This window comes from Serratia sp. GW822-FHT06E05, from assembly GCF_058799445.1.
Genome location: NZ_JBXALM010000001.1, coordinates 1,538,317 through 1,557,858, shown reverse-complemented (window position 1 = coordinate 1,557,858; position 19,542 = coordinate 1,538,317). Strand labels below are relative to the sequence as shown.

The window sequence follows — 19,542 nt, the reverse complement described above, 5'->3', positions numbered from 1 at the left end:
GTTGCAGAGGAAGTGTTGCCGGATATGTCATCGGATGAGTAGCGGGGCTACCCATCCGCGCGGATTATCGAGGATTTCAGATCAGCGTATCCAACTGATAACGGTAGCCGTCGCCGTCAGGGACAAAGCTCAGGCGGTGGGTAATACTTTGCGGCGCGTCTTCCGCATGGTGGGAGACAAACAGCAGTTGGGTCGATCCCTGGCCGATCAACACGTCGACAAAGCGACGGACCAACTGGCGATTGAGCGGATCCAGCCCCTGCAGCGGTTCGTCGAGGATCAACAGCGCCGGGTGTTTGACCAGTGCGCGGGCGATCAGCGCTAACCGTTGCTGGCCCCAGGAAAGGCTGTGGAAGGGGGCCTCGCCGTTTGCACCGCCCAGCCCCAGCAACGCCAGCCACTGGTCAGCCAACTGCCGTTGGCGATCGGATACCGCCTGGTAAATGCCGATCGAATCGAAAAAACCGGACAGGATCACGTTGCGCACGCTGGCGCTGACGCGGTAATCCAGATGTAGACTGCTGCTGACATATCCGATATGGCGTTTGATATCCCAGATGGTTTCCCCGCTGCCGCGCCGCCGGCCGAACAGGGTAAGATCGTTACTGTACCCCTGAGGGTGATCGCCGGTGATCAGGCTGAGCAGCGTCGATTTACCGGCGCCGTTCGGGCCGACGATCTGCCAGTGTTCGCCGGGATTAACCTGCCAGTCGAGGTGATTGAGAATAGGTCGATCGTTGTAACTGACCCTCCCGTCGCGCAGGATAATTAACGGTTGATCCGCCGGCAGCGGGGTTTTCTGCGCCGGATCTTCGGTTTCCGGCAGCGCCAGGCCATCCAGATTCTCGCTGTGCGCCAGTTGCGCTACCAGCGCTTCCGCCATCACCTGCCGGCGCGTCCCCTGGCTTGCCAGGGTGCAATCGGCCAGCACGCCCACGTTACGGATAAAGTCCGGCACTTCGTCAAAACGATTGAGCACCAGCACCAGGGTATAGCCATGCCCGGAGAGGTCATTCAACAGCGCAGCCAACTGAGCGCGTGAATTCACGTCCAGCCCGTCGAAGGGGTCATCCAGGATCAGTAAATCGGGTTGTGGCATCAGCGCCCGGCACAGCAGGGTTTTGCGCGTTTCGCCGGTAGAAAGGTATTTAAAGCGACGTGACAACAGCGAGGTAATGCCGAACTGCTCCGCCAGCTGCGCGCAACGCGTGGGGTCTTTGACCTCTTCCTGAATGATTTCCGCTGCGGTGCGTCCGGTATCTTCCTCGCCCGGGCTGAGCAGGTCGGTATTGTTACGTTGCCATTCGTCGCTGACCAGCTTTTGCAACTGTTCGAAGGAGATGCGCACCGCATGCTTGAAATCGCTGTGGCGCTCGCCGTTGAGCAACACCAGTTCATCGGCCAGTGCGCGTGCCAGGGCGGATTTGCCGCTGCCGTTGGCGCCGACAAAGGCCCAGCTGTCGCCGGCCTGAATCTCCAGCGCTTCCAGCGTCAGGGTACGGGTATCGTTTAAGCGAAATGAACCTTGCGAAATGTGCAACGACGACATCACCTGTTCCTTTTTATGCAATTATTTTGTTTAGAAATAGGCGCATTGCGGAGCGATGTCAATCGGCAAAAATGCAACGTTACGTTGCGTTTAGCACAACGTGGCGACAATCACCCGATCGGCGTTAAACAGGGCGTGAACCTGGCTGCCGGGACGCAGTTTAAGCTGCTGCAGCTCTGGGTTGGCCACGGTGGCGCACAGGGTTTCACCGCCCGTCAGCGTGACCAGCACCTCGCTGTGATCGGCACCCGGTTGAATGCTGGCGACCACGCCCGCCAATGCGTTGTCCGCTGCCCCGACCAGGGCCGGATCGGTATTCAGTTTCACCCAGGGGGCTTTAATCAGCGCCAGCACTTCCTTGCCGGGGGAGAGCTGCAGCCGATCGGCGCTCTGTTGGGTGATGGCCGCGCTGAGACGGGTTTTGCCGTCGTTAAGCAGAATATCCAGATGCTGCTGCACCTGCTGGTGATCGCGTTCGATCACGGTGCCAAAGAACTGGTTGCGGGCGCTGGTTTGCAGCGAGAAACGCGAGATTGCCGCTAACAGGCTATCGAGCGGCAACTCGTCCTGTTGCAGCACGTCGAAGGCTTTTTGTTGGATCTGCCCCAGCAGATCGTAAAGCTGGATCAACCTCTCACCATAGCGAGTCACCTGCGCACCGCCACCGCCTTTGCCGCCGGTGGCACGTTCCACCACCGTCTGCTCCGCCAACTGGTTCATTTCGTTAATCGCGTCCCAGGCACTTTTATAGCTGATGCCCGCCAGTTTGGCGCCCTGGCTGATGGAACCGGTGTGCCGGACCTGTTTAAGCAGCGCGATGCGGCGCGGGTCGGCGAACAGCTTCTGCTGAAGTTTTAGGGTAAGAAGAATTTCGGCCTGCATAACGCGTCCTGTCGGCTGCAAAAGCCTTATTGTCGCCGATTTAGCCGCAAAGCGCCAAAGGATGCGTCGGCAACAACCAGGGCTCGGTAACAATAAAAACTGGCCTTCAATTATTGAAATGTTATAACATAACAAAAAATATAATGATTGATGCCGGCCACGGCGGGTTTTTATTTCACCAAAGGGATGCTGTAAATGAGTGCTGCACGTCTGGGTTTCGTCACGCCCAAAAAACCACCTTATTACCTGATTACCGCTTTGCTGTTAAGCCTGCCGAACGCCGCGCTGGCCGACGGCGCTTGCGACAAAACCGAAAAGTCATCACGTTGCGAAGACAGCTTAACCGTGCAGGCATCCAGCCAGCCCCAGAGCACCTATGGCTCGCTGGAGGTCGTCACCCAGTCGGCTTCGCGCCTGGGGCTGACCAATCTGGAAACCCCACGCAGTATTGAGGTTATCAGCGCACAGGCTATCCAGCAGCGGGGTGATAAATCGCTCGCCGCCGTTGTCGAGCGTGCTCCCGGCATGTCCGGCGTGGCTTCCCCCACGCTCAGCAATAACTTTTCACTTCGCGGTTTCAGGCCGGTGTCCTGGCTGTATAACGGCGTCGAAACGCCGGGCAGCACCCTTCAGCTAGCGGATCCTTCCCATTACGGCAGTGTAGAAGTGTTGCGCGGCCCCGGATCGGTGCTCAATGGCCTGAGCGCCGCCGGCGGCAGCGTCAATCTGCTTTCGCGCCAGCCGACCTTCAGCCGCCAGCCCATCGAGTTCGACTATGGCCTGTCGAGTTATAACAGCCAGCGCCTGCACCTGGGAGCGGGAGGGACGTTAGTCGACGACGTGGCAGCTTATCGTCTGGACGTCAGCGGCAGCGACAGCGGCACCAATGTGCAATATGAGCGTGACAAACAGAAACGGGTATCCGGCGCGCTGCTGTTTAAATTGTCTGATAATGCCCTGCTGACGTTAAGCCTGGATCGCATGCTCAATCGCACCAACAACCCTTACTACGGCACGCCGCTGGTGGAAGGGAACATCGCCCGCGAACTGCGTGATATCAACTACAACAACCTGACCGACAGCCGTATCCAGAGCAACGCCACGTCGTTTCAGGCCAGCCTGGATTGGTTCACCACGCCTGAAATTGAGCTGCATAACCAGTTCTACTACTACAGCGGCTTTCGTGAATGGCGCAATGTGGAACGCTTTCGCATCTCGGCCGCCACCCAGCCCGGCTATGTCAATCGCGATTCATTCGGGGCGCTGGCCCACGATGACGACCTGATCGGCAACCGCAGTTCACTGGTGTTCGACCGGCCGTTGGGCGGCTTCGATAACCGGTTTATTGTCGGTTTTGATCTGAGTAAACGTCGCTTTCAGTACTACTCCAACGGCTTCCCCGGTTCCGAAGAGGTTCCGCTGCAGGCACCGATCAGAGAAAGTTTTTCACAGGGCACCGCTAGCCAACGTTCACCGGTTCGCCACGTTACGCAAAACCAGTACGCTGCCTTTCTGGAAGACCGCTTCAGCCTGACTGAACGTTTAACCCTGCTGGGGCAGTTGCGCTACAACCATATGGATATGGATTGGCATTTTCAGGGCCCGCAAGAAGAGCGCTCCGCGCAAACCTACGCCTTCAGCGTCTGGAGCCTTGGCCCCAGCTATGCCTTGACCGATAACATCAATATTTACGCCAACTACACCACCGGCAAGGAGCCGGGCAACGACCTGTTCTTTTTAAGTCCGGCGCAAACCGGTCTGCCGCTCACCCGGGTACGCCAATGGGAAGTCGGCACCAAGGGGCAGTTTTGGGATAACAAGGGAGAGGCCACGCTGGCGTTGTACGAACTGCGCAAGGACAACCTGTTTGTGCCCAATGCGCAGCAGCCGGATACGCTAAATGCCGTTGGCCGGCAGACCTCGCGCGGCGTGGAATTAAGCCTGATGTTGCGCCCCAGCGAACGCTGGGAGCTGGCCGCCAATGCGGCCTACACCCACGCCCGTTATGATGAGTACCGCGGCGGCAGCCCGTTACGTAGCTATAACGCTAATCGTCCGGCCTACATCCCTGACTGGACCGCCAACCTTACGGCACGTTATATGCCGACGGAACAGTGGGGGCTCACCTCATCGCTGCGCTACGTGGGCAGCAGTTATAACGACGACGCCAACCAGCGTAAAATGCCATCCTACACCACGCTCGATCTGGCGACGGACTATCAGATCACCCGGACCGTGGGTGTGGGCGTGCGTATCAGAAACGTCACCAACCAGTTGTATGCCTATCAACGTACTTACCCGGATCAGGTGCTGATTGCGCCATCACGCACCTATGAAAGCTTTATTTCGGTGAGGTTCTGATCCTGCCATGCAGCCGATAATCTGCCTGCTGGTGGCGCTGGGCCTGTCGTTTCATGCGCTGGCACAGGCCGGTGCTGTCACCCTCAATAACTGTGACCAGGCTTACCGCTACCCCACGGCGCCTGAGCGGGTGCTGGTTTACGCCAACCCCGCGTTGGAAAACCTGCTGGCGCTGGGACTGGCGCAGCGCATCGTCGGCATTATCGGTTATGACTATGCACGGGATACGGCTCCGTCTCCGACGACGCGGGGCAAAGCCCTGAGCCAGCTGTCGGCCGCCGCACCGCCGGCGGCAGAACCTTTGCTGTTGCTCAATCCGGATTTGGTCTATTCGGCCAGTTACTACTGGTTTAACAGCCCGGAAACGCCCAGCCGCGATCGGCTGACGGAGTGGGGAATCGCCACCTATCTCTCGCCTGACGTCTGCAGGGGCCAACAAAGTACCGTAAGCCGCTCGGCGAGCTTCGAGGGTATTTTTGCCGAACTGCGTGAAATTGCCCGAATTTTTCACGTCACCGGCGTGGCTGAGCGCTTAATTAAAAAGCAGCAGTCACAACTGCGGGAACTGGAGCGACAGGCGGTGTCCTTGCCCCAACAGCGGCTACTTTGGTGGTATGCCGGTACGCAAACCCCTTACGTGGCGGGATGCTGCGGCGCACCTGCACTGTTGACCCGTCAGATTGGCAGTCAAAATCTGTTTGGGGATCTGCCCGAGCTTTGGCCCACTGTATCCTGGGAAACCATTGCCGCCCGCGATCCCGACGTGATTGTGCTGGGCGATTTGCCTCGTGGCGGCCTCGGCGACAGTGCCAAAGATAAGATCCATTTTCTGGAGCATCACCCCCTGACCTCAACCCTGCGCGCCGTGCGCCAAAAACGCTATGTCATTTTGCCCGGCTACGACCTGGATCCCTCGGTGCGTACCCTGGCAGCCTTGCAACGTTTAATTCAGGGCCTGCAGCAACAGGCCTTGGGATCATCCATTCTCAAAAAGGAACCCTGATATGTCTTCTCTTTCATTCTCCTCACTGTTGACCTCGTGGGATCAGCAACAAGGGGCTTACATCGCCGAGCGAGAAGCGCGTTTTAATGCCCAACTCGACGTGTTAGCGCTTTCGGTCGGCGAGGATTTTCACGTACTAGATCTGGCTTGTGGGCCGGGATCGCTAAGCCTGCGCATCCTTCAGCGTTTCCCGCAGGCCAAAGTGACGGCGATGGATCTCGATCCGTTACTGTTGGCTATCGCCCGCGGTGCCCTGGCGGAATATGGCGACAGGATCCGCATTCTTCAGGCCGATCTCGTCGATCCTGAGTGTTTCTCATCGCTCGAGGGGGGAACGCCTGACGCGGTGGTTTCCAGCACGGCGCTGCACTGGTTAATGCCGGAACAGCTGACGGTGCTGTATCGCAACATCGCCGAACGGCTGCCCACGGGGGGCGTATTTTTGAATGCTGACCACCAGCGTTATGACCATCGACAGCCACGCGTTAAAACGTTGGCTGAACTGCACGATAATCAGACGCAGCAACAGGCCTGGCGCAACGGTGTCGAAGACTGGGAGCAGTGGTTTGACAAGGTGCAGCAGTTGCCGGAGCTGGCGCAATATCGGCAACAGCGGGAAAAGCTGTTCGCCGGGCGTCCTGTCCCTCCGGCGACGGCATTAGATTTCCAACTGGCCAGCCTGACGCAGGCGGGGTTTACCGAAGTAGGGCCGGTCTGGCAGTTGTTGGATGACTACGTGATTGCAGGCTGGAAATAGTATGGACGGATCGGTACGTCGGGGGGCCAGGCGTTCAGGCGGTTGGTTGTGCATGCTGGCGCTGGCGTTGCCGCTATTTTTGCTCGCTGCCTCGTTGTACGGACCGGCGCCAATATCGCTGCATGACGCGTGGCGTATTTTGTCTGCCCCTGGCGCCGCTAACGCCGAGGACGGTAGCGAGATTTATCAACGGATAATCTGGTCATTGAGAATGCCGAGGGCGCTGTTGGCCGCGCTGGCGGGGGCCGGTCTGGCCCTGGCCGGCACGGTCCTGCAGTCGCTGACGCGCAACCCGTTGGCCGATCCCTGGGTGCTGGGGATCTCTTCCGGGGCGGGCGTGGGCGCTGTTCTGGTGCTGGTGTTGGGGCTCGGCGGCGGCCTGTTGTCGGTGTCTGGCGGAGCATTTATCGGTGCGGCCGGGGCCTTTGCTCTGGTTTTACTGCTCGCCGGACGTTCCTTGAACGCCGAGTCATCGCTGTTTATTTTGGCGGGGGTCGCGGTCACGCAACTGCTTTCGGCACTGACCTCGCTGATTACCCTGTGGCAAGCGGACGCTAACGCCACGCGTGGCGTGATGTTCTGGCTATTGGGATCCTTCAGTGACGCCCGCTGGTCGCAGGTGGGGCTTTGCGCTCTGCTGCTGGCGGCGGCACTGGCGATTTGCTGGATGAAAGCGGGCGAGCTGGACGCACTGGCGTTCGGCGGCCTGACCGCGGCGTCGTTGGGAGTGGCGGTGGCGCCGCTGAAGCTGCTGCTGTACGGCATTACCATGGCGCTGACGGCCGTTATCGTCGCATTCAGCGGCGCGGTGGGGTTTATTGGGCTGACGGTGCCGCACGTCGCCAGACTGCTGGTCGGGCCGCGTCACCGGTTGCTGTTGCCGGCCAGCGCGCTGTGCGGCGCGTTGTTTGCCGTCGCGGCGGACACCCTGGCCAGAACCTTGTTTGAACCGCGTGAACTGCCGGTGGGCGTCTTGACCGCGTTGTTGGGTGTCCCGGTATTTCTCGCCTTGCTGTATCGGAAAATAAACGCATGAACATTGAAAGCCGGTTATCGGGGCTGCGTGCCGAAGGGTTGGGGTGGTCAACGGCAGAAAGAGTGGTGCTGAATAACCTCAGTTTTCACGCCCGGCCCGGGGAAATTACCGGCGTGCTCGGTGTCAACGGCAGCGGAAAATCTACGCTGCTCAAGTTACTGGCGGGATTGATTCCCCCCAGCCGTGGCCGGGTGTATTTGCAGCAAACCGATATTGCCTCAATGAAAGGGCGCGAACGAGCCAAATGCATGACTTTCCTCGAACAGTCCGGGCCCGGCGCCTTTGCCATTGCGGTGAAAGACGTGGTGTTGCTCGGGCGTCTGGTTTACGCCAGCCGCTGGGCAGGGTTCAGCGCGGTAGATTATCGCATTGCCGGCCAGGCGATGGAGCAGGTCGGCATTGCGCACCTGGCCGAGCGTGAATGGCATCAGCTGTCCGGCGGGGAACAGCAGCGCGTTCATCTGGCACGCGCGCTGGCGCAACAAACGCCATGGCTGTTATTGGATGAGCCTGCCAACCATCTTGATATTGCCCATCAGCAGCAGTTTATGGCGTTATTGCGGCGGCTGGGCATCAGCGTAGTGGTTTCGCTGCACGACCTGAATTTGGCGGCCTGCTACTGTGACCGGCTGATGTTGTTAAAGCAGGGCGGTTTACACGCGTTCGGCCCCCCGCAGCAGGTGCTGACATCGGAGACGATAGACAGGGTTTATGGGGTAGAGGCCAGGCTGGCGGCGGTTAGCGATTATGCCGCGCCGCTGATCTATTACCCTGTTCAATAGCGTGCGCCGCAGGCCGATAGGCGCCACCGGAGCACAAATGGCACGTTTGGCCGGTTACAAATTCCGCCCAGTCTTTAAAATAACCCCGTTTTAGTCGGGTTTTTGGTTTAAACTAGAATTTACGTGGCGGTGTTCATTACCGCTCAATGGGCAGTTAAGTGAGGCTACCATGTTGGATTTATTGAAAAGTTTGCTGTTCGCTGTGGTCATGGTTCCGGTTGTGATGGCCATCATTCTCGGCCTGATCTACGGTTTGGCGGAAGTGTTCAACATTTTCTCCAAAGTGGGCCGTTCGAAAGAAAATCGTACCCAGCACTGATCGTTACCCATCCCCATTTCAAAGCCTGCCGGCGTCGTTCGGCAGGTGTTTCTCAAGATATCTCACACCCTGCCGATAAACCGCATGACAAGCTTCTGCGCGACGTTATATTATTTTTTATATAACGAAGAGTGATAATGCACGTTAACTTGCGGAGAAAACAATGAAACAGCAATGGACTAAGTGGGTCGGCGGTATCGTATTGGTATCCGGTATGGTTATGCAGGCATCGGCAGCGGATAAAATTACCGTTTTTGCGGCCGCCTCGCTGACTAACGCACTGCAGGATATCGCGACCCAATACCAGAAAGGCAAGGATGTGCAGGTGGTTTCCTCATTCGCCTCTTCTTCCACGCTGGCGCGCCAGATTGAGCAGGGCGCGCCGGCCGATCTGTTTATCTCTGCCGATCAGCAGTGGATGGATTACGCCATCGACAAACAGCAAATGGTCAAAGACACCCGTTACACCCTGTTGGGCAACGAACTGGTGTTGATCGCGGCAAAAGACGCCAAACCGGCTAAAATCACGCTCGACAAGCAAACCGACTGGGCAAAACTGCTCAATGGCGGCCGCCTGTCGGTGGGCGATCCGGATCACGTGCCGGCCGGCATTTATGCCAAGGAAGCGCTGCAGAATCTCGGAGCCTGGACCGCGCTGGAACCTAAGTTGGCACGGGCCAACAACGTACGTAGCGCCATGGCACTGGTAGAACGTGGCGAAGCGCCGTTGGGCATTGTTTATGGTTCAGACGCGGTAGCCAGTGATAAAGTCAGCGTGGTGGCCATCTTCCCGGAAGACAGCCACAAACCGGTGGAATACCCGATGGCGATTGTGAAAGGTCATCAAACCCCGGCCGTCAGCGCGTTCTACAGCTACCTGAAGAGCCCGGAAGCGGCTGCTATTTTCAAACATTATGGATTCTCCCCGCGTAAATGATCCTGAGTGAGTACGAGTGGCAGGCCGTTGAACTGAGCCTGAAAGTGTCCGCCCTGGCGGTGGTGTGCAGCTTACCCTTTGGCATTCTGATGGCCTGGGTACTGGTACGCTGCCGCTTCCCGGGTAAATCGCTGCTGGACAGTATTATTCACCTGCCGCTGGTACTGCCACCGGTGGTGGTCGGCTATTTATTGCTGATCGCCATGGGGCGGCGCGGCGTGATTGGTGAATGGCTGTATGACTGGTTTGGCTTCAGTTTCAGCTTTAGCTGGCGCGGTGCGGCGCTGGCTTCTGCCGTGGTGGCGTTCCCGCTGATGGTGCGCGCCATCCGGTTGGCGCTGGAGGCGGTGGATACCCGGCTGGAGCAGGCTGCCCGCACCCTGGGGGCCAACCCGTGGCGGGTGTTTTTCACCATCACGCTGCCGCTGTCGCTGCCCGGCGTGATTGTCGGTGTGGTATTGGCCTTTGCCCGTTCTCTGGGCGAGTTCGGCGCCACCATTACCTTTGTTTCCAACATTCCCGGCGAGACGCGCACCATACCGCTGGCGATGTATACCCTGATTGAAACGCCGGGGGCTGAAGCCGCCGCCGCGCGCCTGTGCGTGATTGCCATAGTGCTGTCACTGCTTTCACTGATGGTTTCCGAGTGGCTGGCCCGCTGGGGTCGTAAACGGATGGGCGTGTAAATGCTGGAGCTGGATTTCTCCCAACGCCTTGGGGATTTAAACCTTAACGTGCGCGCGGATCTGCCCGCGCAGGGCATTACCGCGATTTTTGGCCTGTCGGGTGCGGGTAAAACTTCCTTAATCAATGCCATTGGCGGCCTGACGCGCCTGCAGCAAGGCCGCATTGTGCTCAATGGCCGTACGCTGGTGGATACCGCCAGCGACCTGTGCCTGCCACCGGAGAAGCGGCGGATTGGCTACGTGTTTCAGGACGCGCGCCTGTTCCCGCATTATCGAGTACGCGGCAACTTGCAATACGGTATGGCGACCAGTATGCGTGCTCAGTTCGACAACATTGTTGAACTGCTGGGTATCGGACCCTTGCTCAACCGCCTGCCGTTGACGCTGTCCGGCGGTGAAAAACAGCGGGTGGCGATTGGTCGTGCTTTATTGACCGCGCCGGAGTTGCTGCTGATGGATGAACCTCTGGCGTCGCTGGACCTGCCGCGCAAGCGCGAACTGCTGCCGTATCTGGAGCGGTTGGCGCAGGACGTCAATACGCCGATCCTTTACGTCAGCCACAGCATGGATGAAATTCTGCGTTTGGCCGAGCAGGTGATGGTGCTGGATAACGGTCAGGTAAGGGCATTCGGCGGGCTGGAAGAAGTGTGGGCCAGCAGCGCACTGCGGCCATGGTTGCAGCGTGAAGATCAAAGCAGCGTGCTGCGCGTTAGCGTAATTGAACATCATGCGCGCTACGCCATGACGGCCCTGGCGTTGGGCGACCAACGCCTGTGGGTCAGCGGAGTCGATGCCGCGTTGGGCGCTCAACTGCGCATCCGAATCAACGCCGCCGACGTTTCATTGGTGCTGCAGCCGCCGGTCAACAGCAGTATCCGCAACGTACTGCCGGCCAAGGTGACCGAGTGCCTGGACGTGGATGGGCAGGTGGAGGTGAAACTGGCGGTGGGAGAGAGCGTGCTGTGGGCGCGTATTACGCCGTGGGCGCGTGATGAGTTGGCGATCCGACCGGGTCAATGGTTGTATGCGCAGGTGAAAAGCGTGTCGATCAGCCGCGAGGCGCGTTAAATAGCGCCCTCCCCGCGGGGAGGGCAATCACGAATTACTGACCCAGCACGCGCGTGCGGATCACCTCGGCGATGCCGGGCTGCAGGTGATCGGCGATCACCAAATCGGCGCGCTGCTTGATAGCGTCATCGGCATTGCCCATCGCCACGCCCAGACCTACCGCTTCCAGCATGCTGAGGTCATTGTAGTTATCCCCGAACGCCACCACCTGATCCATGCTCAGGCCCTGCGACTCGACCCACTGCTGCAGGCGTTTTCCTTTGCTGTTACCGCCTTTGGCGATATCGACCTGATCGTGCCACGACCATTCGCAGGCCAGCCCCAGCTCTTTTTCCACCGTTTCGGCAAACTGGCGCAGAGCGGGAATATCGGCGTGCGAAGTGGCGAATTTCCAGATGGATTGTGCTTCATCGGCCGCCTGTACCAGGCTGTTGACTTGCAGCAGCGTTGGGCGCTGCGCCGGCGGCAGGGTTTCCGCCCAGGCAAGTGAACGGGTGACGTGGCCGCTGGGCTCCTGATACAGCATGGCGTCGTCCACGTACATCAGGCCGTGAATGCCGCTTTGTTTCAGCATTTGCAGCACCAGTTTGGCCTGATCTTTGGCCAGCGGATCGGCGGCCAGCACTTTTTGCTGCTGGAAGTCATACAGATAGGTGCCGTTGCAGCAGATTGCCGGGGTGTCTATCTCCAGCGCCTGATAAAACGGGTGGATCGCCACGTGATGGCGGCCGGTGACGACAATCACTTTGATACCGGCAGCGCGCGCTTGCGCCAGGGCTGCCAGCGACTGCGGTAAAATGCGTTTTTGGTTGTCCAGCAGGGTGCCATCCAGATCGAGGGCAATGACGCGGTAGCTCATAGGGATCTCATTATCGTTAGCAACAAAATTAAACCGATGGTACACCGGATAAGCGATGGATAAAACAGCACAGATTTCCTCAGCAACACAGGGTTGTTATGTCACGGATGTGAGGTAAGCTAGGGGAAACCGAAAAACCTGAAACCGGTTTCTCTCTTACCCTATTCAAGGAGAACACATGAAGCAAATCGTTTATGTCGCCAGCCCGGAAAGCCAACAAATTCACGTCTGGCAGTTAGGCGATGCAGGGGCCCTGGCGCTGCTGCAAACCGTCGAAGTCCCGGGTCAGGTGCAACCGATGGCGATCCACCCGGACCGAACGCACCTGTACGTCGGCGTGCGCCCGGCGTTCGGCATTGTCAGCTACCGCATCGAGGCGGACGGCACGCTGCAACAGGCGGGCATGGCACCGCTGCCGGGCAGCCCGACCCATATCTCCACCGATTTGCAGGGGCGTTATCTGTTCTCCGCCTCCTACAGCGGCAACTGCGCCAGCGTCAGTCCGATCGGCCATGACGGCGTAGTGGGCGCACCTCTTCAGCAGATTGACGGTTTAACTGCGCCGCACTCGGCCAATATCGATCCGACCAATCAGCTGCTGCTGGTGCCTTGCCTGAAAGAAGATCGCATTCGTCTGTTCAATTTGGACCAACAGGGTGAACTGACGCCGCATGCTCAGGAAGCGGTTGCAACCGCCGCCGGTGCTGGCCCGCGCCACATGGCATTCCACCCTAACGACAAATTTGCCTACTGCGTCAACGAGCTGGACGGCACGGTAGACGTGCTGGCCATCAGTGAAAACGGCGCTAAATACACCCTGGCGCAAACGCTGGATATCATGCCTGCCGATTTCAACGGCACCCGTTGGGCGGCGGATATTCACCTCACGCCGAATGGCCGCTTCCTCTACACCAGCGACCGCACCGCCAGCATTTTGACCATTTTCAGCGTCTCCGAAGACGGCAGCACCCTGTCGGTCGTTGGCTACCACCCGACTGAAGAGCAGCCACGCGGCTTCAACATCGACCACAGCGGCCGCTTTGTGATCTCGTCCGGCCAGAAGTCCGATCATATCGGGGTATATGAAATCGATCAGGCCAGCGGCAAGCTGACCACTCTGGCACGTTACCCGGTGGGTAAAGGCCCGATGTGGGTAAGCGTATTAGCGAAGTAAATGATACCCGGTTGCCGTAAGGGTGAATGAATAATGAGGGCGCAGCTTGCTGCGCCCCTACAGTCTCTCGGGTTGGGGTTGTTTTTCCCGAAAATCAGCTGTATTTCACCGTCAGCGTGGCGCTGCCAAGGCTATGGAAGTGCACGTTGAAACCGACCAGCGCGCCGCTGGAACCTTCATCCACCTCAATACTTTCTACGTCCAGTGCGTGGACGGTGAAGTGATAGCGGTGGCTTTCTCCCTGCGGTGGCGCCGCGCCGCCATAGCCGGCGGAACCAAAATCGGTGCGGGTCTGCACGGCGCCGGCCGGTAAGCCGCCCTTGCCGGAACCTGCGCCCTGCGGCAGTTCACGCGTGGAAGCCGGGATATTGGCTACCACCCAGTGCCACCAGCCGGAGCCGGTCGGGGCATCGGGATCGTATACCGAAATCACGAAACTCTTTGTGCCTTCCGGCACGCCGTCCCAGGCCAGATGTGGCGACAGATTATCGCCATGATAGCCCATGCCGTTGAATACCTGGCGCTCCGGCATTTTCGCGCCGTCCTGCAAATCGTTGCTGTACAAACGAAAGCTCATAATGACTCCATTGGTCGGTAAAAGCTGAATGCCTAAGCTAGACCTTTTTGACGTAATAACACAAGCCTCATTGCGCCTCGCCAGCGGCCTGCTCTATGAGTTATCCTCGTTAACGCCGAAGCTACATACGCGACATCAATAATTCACAGATCGATACAAGCAATCATGATTTCATTAAAAAAACGCACGCCGTGGTTTGGTTGGCTGCGCCGCTGGGCCAAGGGCATCAAGCGCGATATTTATGCTCTTTGGCTGGCCGCCCGTGACCGGCGCACGCCCTGGTATGCCAAATTGATCGCCCTGCTGGTGGCGGGTTATGCGGTATCGCCTATCGATCTGATCCCAGACTTTATTCCGGTGCTGGGCTATCTGGACGACGTGATTATTGTGCCGCTGGGCATAATGCTGGCGGTGCGGTTGATCCCCAAGCCGCTGATGGTGGAGTTCCGCGAGAAGGCGCAAAGGCGTATCGACAATCCTACCGGGCGGATGGCGGCGGTAATGATCATTTTGCTGTGGGTGTTGTGTCTGGTATTGCTGGCCCGTTATCTGGACCAGCATTGGTAATCTGTTATTGGACCGCGGCGGTGACTGCGGCGGTCAATTTGCTGAGCTGTTCAGGCTCGATGATGTAAGGCGGCATTAAATAAATCAGTTTGCCGAACGGGCGGATCCACACGCCGCGCTCGACGAATCCGCGCTGTAGCTGCGCCATATCCACCGGCTCGCGCATTTCCACTACGCCAATCGCCCCCAATACCCGCACGTCCGCTACTTTTGGCTGCATTTTCAGCGGCAATAGCTGCTGTTTCAACTGGGTCTCGATGGCGGCCACCTGCTGTTGCCAGCGATTTTCCGCCAGCAGCGACAGGCTGGCATTCGCCACCGCGCAGGCCAAAGGATTGCCCATAAAGGTAGGACCGTGCATAAAGCAGCCCGCAGCGCCGTTGCTGATGGTTTCCGCCACGTGGCGGGTGGTCAGGGTGGCGGAAAGCGTCATATAGCCGCCGGTCAACGCCTTGCCCAGACACAGAATATCCGGTACTACCTCGGCATGTTCACAGGCGAACAGCTTGCCGGTGCGCCCGAAACCGGTAGCGATCTCGTCGGCAATCAGCAGCACCTGATAGCGGTCACAGAGTTCGCGTACCCGTTCAAGGTAAGTCGGGTGATAGATGCGCATGCCGCCCGCCCCCTGGACCACCGGTTCCAGGATCACCGCCGCCACTTCACCGGCGTGTTGTTCCAACAGCGCGGCGAACGGGGCGATATCATTTTCATCCCAGGCCTGATCGAAACCGCACTGCGGCGCGGTAGCGAACAGGTGCGGCGCGAGATAGCCCTGATACAGGCTGTGCATCGAGTTGTCCGGATCGCATACCGACATCGCGCCGAAGGTATCGCCGTGATAGCCGTGACGCAGGGTCAGAATGCGCTGCCGCCGTTCCCCGCGCGCTTGCCAGTATTGCAACGCCATCTTCAGCGACACTTCCACCGCCACCGATCCGGAATCCGCCAGGAACACGCATTGCAGCGCTTCCGGCGTCATAGCGACCAACTTGCGACACAGTTCAATCGCGGCGGAGTGGGTAATGCCGCCGAACATCACGTGCGACATCTTTTCCAACTGCTGCGTGGCGGCCAGGTTCAACTGCGGGTGGTTATATCCGTGAATGGCCGCCCACCAGGACGACATACCGTCAATCAGGCGTCGGCCATCGGCCAACTGCAGTTCAACGCCGCTGGCGGCCTCTACCGGATAACAGGGCAGTGGGTGGCTCATCGAGGTGTAAGGGTGCCAGATATGGCGCTGATCGAATTCCAGGTCGGAGTCAGTGACAGACATACTTGTAAACCAAATCATGTGTGTAATGGTTGACAGTATATCCACAATATCTAAACTGACGACACTTTTTTCATTTTTGGAGACGCCGTGATGGCCGATCGCATTCACTGGACAGTGGGTCTCGCCCAGATCCTGTTTGATAAACCCCTGCTTGAGTTATTGTTTGAAGCCCAGACGGTTCACCGCCAGCATTTTGATCCGCGTCAGGTGCAGGTGAGCACGCTGTTATCAATCAAAACCGGCGCCTGTCCCGAAGACTGCAAGTACTGTCCGCAGAGTTCCCGCTACAAAACCGGCCTGGAGTCGGAGCGGTTGATGCAGGTGGAACAGGTGCTGGAATCGGCGCGCAAGGCCAAGGCCAACGGTTCGACCCGCTTCTGTATGGGCGCGGCATGGAAAAACCCGCACGAGCGCGATATGCCTTACCTGCAGCAGATGGTGCAAGGCGTGAAGGCCATGGGGATGGAAACTTGCATGACCCTGGGCACGCTGGATGGCTCACAGGCGGAACGCTTGGCCGAAGCCGGGCTGGATTATTACAACCACAACCTAGATACCTCGCCGGAATTCTACGGCAATATCATCACCACCCGCAGCTATCAGGAACGCCTGGATACGTTGGGCAAGGTGCGTGGTGCGGGTATCAAAGTCTGTTCCGGTGGCATCGTTGGGCTGGGAGAAACGGTGCGTGACCGCGCAGGGCTGCTGGTACAGCTGGCCAATCTGCCCACGCCGCCGGAGAGCGTGCCGATCAACATGTTGGTGAAGGTTAAGGGGACGCCGCTGGCGGACAACGACGACGTTGATCCTTTTGATTTCATTCGTACTATCGCAGTGGCACGCATCATGATGCCGTCTTCTTACGTGCGTCTTTCAGCCGGTCGCGAGCAGATGAACGAACAAACCCAGGCGATGTGCTTTATGGCCGGCGCCAACTCCATCTTCTACGGTTGCAAACTGCTGACCACGCCAAACCCGGAAGAGGACAAGGATCTGCAATTGTTCCGCAAGCTGGGCCTCAACCCGCAGCAGACCGAAACCGAGCACGGCGACAACCAGCAACAAGAAGTGCTGGCTGCGCGCCTGATGCAGGCCGATACCGCTGAGTTTTACAACGCGGCGCTGTAATGAGCTGGCAACAACGTATTGAACAGGCGCTGGAGGAGCGGCAACAGAGTGCCGCTTACCGCTACCGTTTAGTTAATCAGGGCGGCAATGGCCGCCATCTTCAGCTTAACGACCAACGCTACCTGAATTTTTCCGGCAATGACTATCTGGGCCTGAGCCAGAATGCGCAGGTGATCGCTGCCTGGCAGCAGGGCGCGCAGCAATATGGCGTGGGGTCCGGCGGTTCCGGCCACGTCACCGGTTTTTGTACCGCGCATCAGGCGCTGGAACAACAATTGGCGCAGTGGTTGGGTTATCCGCGCGCGCTGCTGTTTATCTCTGGCTATGCCGCCAATCAGGCGCTGCTGGCGGCGCTGATGCAGGGCGAGGATCGCATCCTGGCCGATCGGCTTAGCCACGCCTCGCTGCTGGAGGCGGCAGCTCACTCACCGGCCCAACTCCGACGCTTTCGCCATAACCAATCGCAGGCGTTGGCCGATTTGCTGGCAAAACCCTGCAACGGCCAGACGTTGGCGGTCACCGAAGGGGTGTTCAGCATGGACGGCGACAGTGCCCCATTGGCAGAGCTGCACCGTTTGACCCGCGAGGCAGGCGCCTGGCTGATGGTTGACGACGCACATGGCATTGGCGTTCAGGGTGAGCAGGGGCGCGGCAGTTGCTGGCAGCAGGGCGTACGGCCCGAGTTGTTGGTAGTCACTTTCGGCAAAGCCTTTGGCCTCAGTGGCGCAGCGGTCCTGTGCGATGAATCTACGGCCGAATACCTGTTGCAGTTTGCCCGCCATCTGATTTACAGCACGGCGATGCCGCCGGCACAGGCCTGTGCGCTGCAGGCAGCGTTGCATTGTATCCAGCAGGGCGACGAATTACGCACGCGGTTGAATACGAATATTCAGCGATTTCGCCAGGGGGCGGCCCAGTTGTCGCTGACGCTGACGGAGTCTCTAACCGCCATTCAGCCGTTGCTGGTGGGGGATAATCAGCGAGCGCTTGATTTGGCGCAGTACCTGCGGGGGCAAGGCCTGTGGGTGAGTGCGATCCGCCCGCCAACGGTACCGCCGGGCGGTGCGCGTTTGCGTATTACCCTGACGGCGGCGCATCAGCCACAGGATATCGATCGTCTGCTGGAGGTATTGCATGACGTCAGCGTTTGAACAGGTTAACAAGCAAGCGGTCGCCTCGGCCTTTAGCCGTGCGGCCGTGGGTTATGACGCGGCAGCGGTATTGCAGCGTGATGTGGGTGAGCGCTTACTGGGGATGGGGCAGGAGCACCGGGGCGAGCAACTGCTCGATGCCGGCTGTGGCACCGGTTATTTCAGCCGCCGCTGGCGCGAACTGGGCAAGCAGGTGACGGCACTCGATTTGGCACCGGGTATGCTGGCCTTTGCCCGCCAGCAGCAGGCAGCGGATCATTATCTGTTGGGCGACATCGAAAATGTTCCCTTAGCCGATGCTGCCGTGGATATCAGTTTCAGCAGCCTGGTGGTGCAATGGTGCAGCGATCTGCCGCGGGCGTTGGCAGAGCTGTACCGCGTTACCCGCCCGGGCGGCGTGATTTTATTTTCCACCCTGGCTGAAGGTTCGCTGCATGAATTGGGTGACGCCTGGCAGCAGGTGGACGGTGAGCGCCATGTTAATGATTTTCTGCCGCTGGCGCAGATTGAGGCGGCCTGTGCGGGTTATCGCCATCACCTGCAGGCGGAATGGCAAACCCTGAATTACCCGGACGTAATGGCGTTGATGCGATCCCTCAAGGGGATAGGTGCGACCCATTTGCATCAGGGACGAGAGGCTGGGTTACTGTCCCGACAGCGCCTCGCCGCCTTGCAGGCAGCCTATCCCTGCCGCCGTGGACAATTTCCGCTCAGCTATCATCTGGTTTATGGAGTGATTTATCGTGATTAAGCGTTGGTTTGTCACCGGCACCGATACCGAAGTGGGCAAAACCGTGGCCAGCAGTGCCTTGCTGCAGGCAGCCAATTTGGCGGGTTACCGCACGGCCGGCTACAAACCTGTGGCTTCAGGCAGCGAGATGACCGCGGAAGGGCTACGTAACAGCGATGCGTTGGCATTGCAGGCCAACAGCGCGGTGGCGCTAAGCTATGACGAAGTAAACCCTTATGTGTTTGCAGAACCGACCTCACCGCACATTGTCAGCGCCGACGAAGGGCGGCCGATCGAACTGGCTCAGCTTTCCGCCGGGTTACGTCACCTGGAGCAGCGGGCCGAGTGGCTGTTGGTCGAAGGTGCCGGGGGCTGGTTTACGCCGCTTAGTGAGCAACATACCTTTGCTGACTGGGTGCAGCAGGAACAACTGCCAGTCATTTTGGTGGTGGGAATACGGCTGGGCTGCATCAACCATGCCGTGCTGACCGCACAGGCTATCCGGCAGGCGGGATTGCCGCTGGTCGGTTGGATCGCCAATGACGTCTGCGCACCGGGTCGCCGCCATCAGGAATATATGGCCACGCTGCGCCGCATGTTACCGGCCCCGCTGCTGGGGGAGATCCCCCATCTGCCCGAAGCCGAACGACAGGCGCTGGGGCAGTATCTGGATTTGAGCGTTTTATAAAGGGACCGG

Annotated in this window: 20 protein-coding genes; 15 read left to right on the top strand and 5 right to left on the bottom strand. The window is 58.9% G+C overall.

Features of this window, described 5'->3' with window-relative positions; genetic code table 11:
- Positions 1-76: 76 nt before the first annotated feature.
- Together modF and modE are read right to left on the bottom strand one after the other, a co-directional pair.
- Complete coding sequence (gene modF / locus AC1RKC_RS07380) at positions 77-1,549, bottom strand: molybdate ABC transporter ATP-binding protein ModF (RefSeq protein ID WP_493091738.1); 1,473 nt, start codon at positions 1,547-1,549, stop codon at positions 77-79.
- A gap of 90 nt (positions 1,550-1,639) precedes the next feature.
- A complete protein-coding gene (modE, locus tag AC1RKC_RS07375; protein ID WP_020825701.1) occupies positions 1,640-2,431 on the bottom strand; it encodes a molybdenum-dependent transcriptional regulator in 792 nt (263 codons plus the stop codon).
- Positions 2,432-2,626: 195 nt separating this feature from the next.
- Between modE and AC1RKC_RS07370 the strand changes: the two genes are divergently transcribed.
- The 9 genes from AC1RKC_RS07370 (at position 2,627) to modC (ending at position 11,380) form a co-directional block, all read left to right on the top strand.
- Positions 2,627-4,792 (top strand): TonB-dependent receptor, encoded by a 2,166-nt coding sequence (locus AC1RKC_RS07370; RefSeq protein WP_493091739.1) that lies wholly within the window; start codon positions 2,627-2,629, stop codon positions 4,790-4,792.
- A gap of 7 nt (positions 4,793-4,799) precedes the next feature.
- Positions 4,800-5,795: an ABC transporter substrate-binding protein gene (locus tag AC1RKC_RS07365; protein ID WP_493091741.1), complete on the top strand. Its 996-nt coding sequence runs from the start codon at positions 4,800-4,802 to the stop codon at positions 5,793-5,795.
- A gap of 1 nt (position 5,796) precedes the next feature.
- Entirely contained in the window at positions 5,797-6,552 is a 756-nt protein-coding gene (locus AC1RKC_RS07360; RefSeq protein WP_420283127.1) for a class I SAM-dependent methyltransferase, read from the top strand.
- A 1-nt stretch (position 6,553) separates the two neighbouring features.
- Positions 6,554-7,588 carry a FecCD family ABC transporter permease gene (locus AC1RKC_RS07355; protein WP_493091743.1) on the top strand — a complete coding sequence of 345 codons (1,035 nt, stop codon included), beginning with the start codon at positions 6,554-6,556 and terminating at the stop codon, positions 7,586-7,588.
- Positions 7,585-8,370: an ABC transporter ATP-binding protein gene (locus AC1RKC_RS07350; RefSeq protein ID WP_308530978.1), complete on the top strand. Its 786-nt coding sequence runs from the start codon at positions 7,585-7,587 to the stop codon at positions 8,368-8,370. The genes AC1RKC_RS07355 and AC1RKC_RS07350 overlap by 4 nt, the downstream gene beginning before the upstream one ends.
- A 169-nt stretch (positions 8,371-8,539) precedes the next feature.
- A complete protein-coding gene (locus AC1RKC_RS07345) occupies positions 8,540-8,689 on the top strand; it encodes an AcrZ family multidrug efflux pump-associated protein (RefSeq protein WP_020825707.1) in 150 nt (49 codons plus the stop codon).
- 163 nt (positions 8,690-8,852) lie between these two features.
- Positions 8,853-9,626, top strand: coding sequence for a molybdate ABC transporter substrate-binding protein (gene modA / locus AC1RKC_RS07340; RefSeq protein ID WP_493091746.1), 774 nt, complete (start codon positions 8,853-8,855; stop codon positions 9,624-9,626).
- Positions 9,623-10,312, top strand: a complete 690-nt coding sequence (gene modB / locus AC1RKC_RS07335) for a molybdate ABC transporter permease subunit (protein ID WP_020825709.1) — start codon at positions 9,623-9,625, stop codon at positions 10,310-10,312. The genes modA and modB overlap by 4 nt, the downstream gene beginning before the upstream one ends.
- Positions 10,313-11,380 carry a molybdenum ABC transporter ATP-binding protein ModC gene (gene modC / locus AC1RKC_RS07330; RefSeq protein ID WP_493091747.1) on the top strand — a complete coding sequence of 356 codons (1,068 nt, stop codon included), beginning with the start codon at positions 10,313-10,315 and terminating at the stop codon, positions 11,378-11,380.
- A gap of 34 nt (positions 11,381-11,414) precedes the next feature.
- Here the strand turns inward: modC and AC1RKC_RS07325 are convergent, their stop codons facing one another.
- A complete protein-coding gene (locus tag AC1RKC_RS07325; RefSeq protein WP_020825711.1) occupies positions 11,415-12,239 on the bottom strand; it encodes a pyridoxal phosphatase in 825 nt (274 codons plus the stop codon).
- Between the two features lie 178 nt (positions 12,240-12,417).
- Here AC1RKC_RS07325 and pgl point away from each other — a divergent pair, with 178 nt between their 5' ends.
- Positions 12,418-13,413 carry a 6-phosphogluconolactonase gene (gene pgl / locus AC1RKC_RS07320; protein WP_020825712.1) on the top strand — a complete coding sequence of 332 codons (996 nt, stop codon included), beginning with the start codon at positions 12,418-12,420 and terminating at the stop codon, positions 13,411-13,413.
- A 94-nt stretch (positions 13,414-13,507) separates the two neighbouring features.
- On the opposite strand, the gene AC1RKC_RS07315 is transcribed toward pgl, so the two are convergent.
- Complete coding sequence (locus AC1RKC_RS07315) at positions 13,508-13,990, bottom strand: kinase inhibitor (protein ID WP_261156749.1); 483 nt, start codon at positions 13,988-13,990, stop codon at positions 13,508-13,510.
- Between the two features lie 165 nt (positions 13,991-14,155).
- Between AC1RKC_RS07315 and AC1RKC_RS07310 the strand changes: the two genes are divergently transcribed.
- Entirely contained in the window at positions 14,156-14,557 is a 402-nt protein-coding gene (locus AC1RKC_RS07310; RefSeq protein ID WP_048761208.1) for a YkvA family protein, read from the top strand.
- Positions 14,558-14,561: 4 nt separating this feature from the next.
- Here AC1RKC_RS07310 and bioA read toward each other — a convergent pair whose 3' ends face one another.
- On the bottom strand, positions 14,562-15,836 hold the full coding sequence (bioA, locus tag AC1RKC_RS07305) for an adenosylmethionine--8-amino-7-oxononanoate transaminase (protein ID WP_401525901.1): 1,275 nt from the start codon (positions 15,834-15,836) through the stop codon (positions 14,562-14,564).
- Between the two features lie 90 nt (positions 15,837-15,926).
- On the opposite strand from bioA, the gene bioB reads away from it, so the two are divergent.
- The 4 genes from bioB to bioD are packed head-to-tail and all read left to right on the top strand — an operon-like array spanning position 15,927 to position 19,533.
- Complete coding sequence (bioB, locus tag AC1RKC_RS07300) at positions 15,927-16,964, top strand: biotin synthase BioB (RefSeq protein ID WP_392456987.1); 1,038 nt, start codon at positions 15,927-15,929, stop codon at positions 16,962-16,964.
- Positions 16,964-18,115, top strand: a complete 1,152-nt coding sequence (gene bioF, locus AC1RKC_RS07295; RefSeq protein ID WP_392456986.1) for an 8-amino-7-oxononanoate synthase — start codon at positions 16,964-16,966, stop codon at positions 18,113-18,115. The genes bioB and bioF overlap by 1 nt, the downstream gene beginning before the upstream one ends.
- The gene (gene bioC, locus AC1RKC_RS07290) at positions 18,099-18,866 is read left to right on the top strand and encodes a malonyl-ACP O-methyltransferase BioC (RefSeq protein WP_234529446.1); all 768 of its coding nucleotides are present in this window, start codon (positions 18,099-18,101) and stop codon (positions 18,864-18,866) included. The genes bioF and bioC overlap by 17 nt, the downstream gene beginning before the upstream one ends.
- The gene (gene bioD / locus AC1RKC_RS07285; RefSeq protein WP_493091748.1) at positions 18,859-19,533 is read left to right on the top strand and encodes a dethiobiotin synthase; all 675 of its coding nucleotides are present in this window, start codon (positions 18,859-18,861) and stop codon (positions 19,531-19,533) included. Before bioC ends, bioD begins: the two co-directional genes overlap by 8 nt.
- The last annotated feature ends 9 nt before the right edge of the window (positions 19,534-19,542 follow it).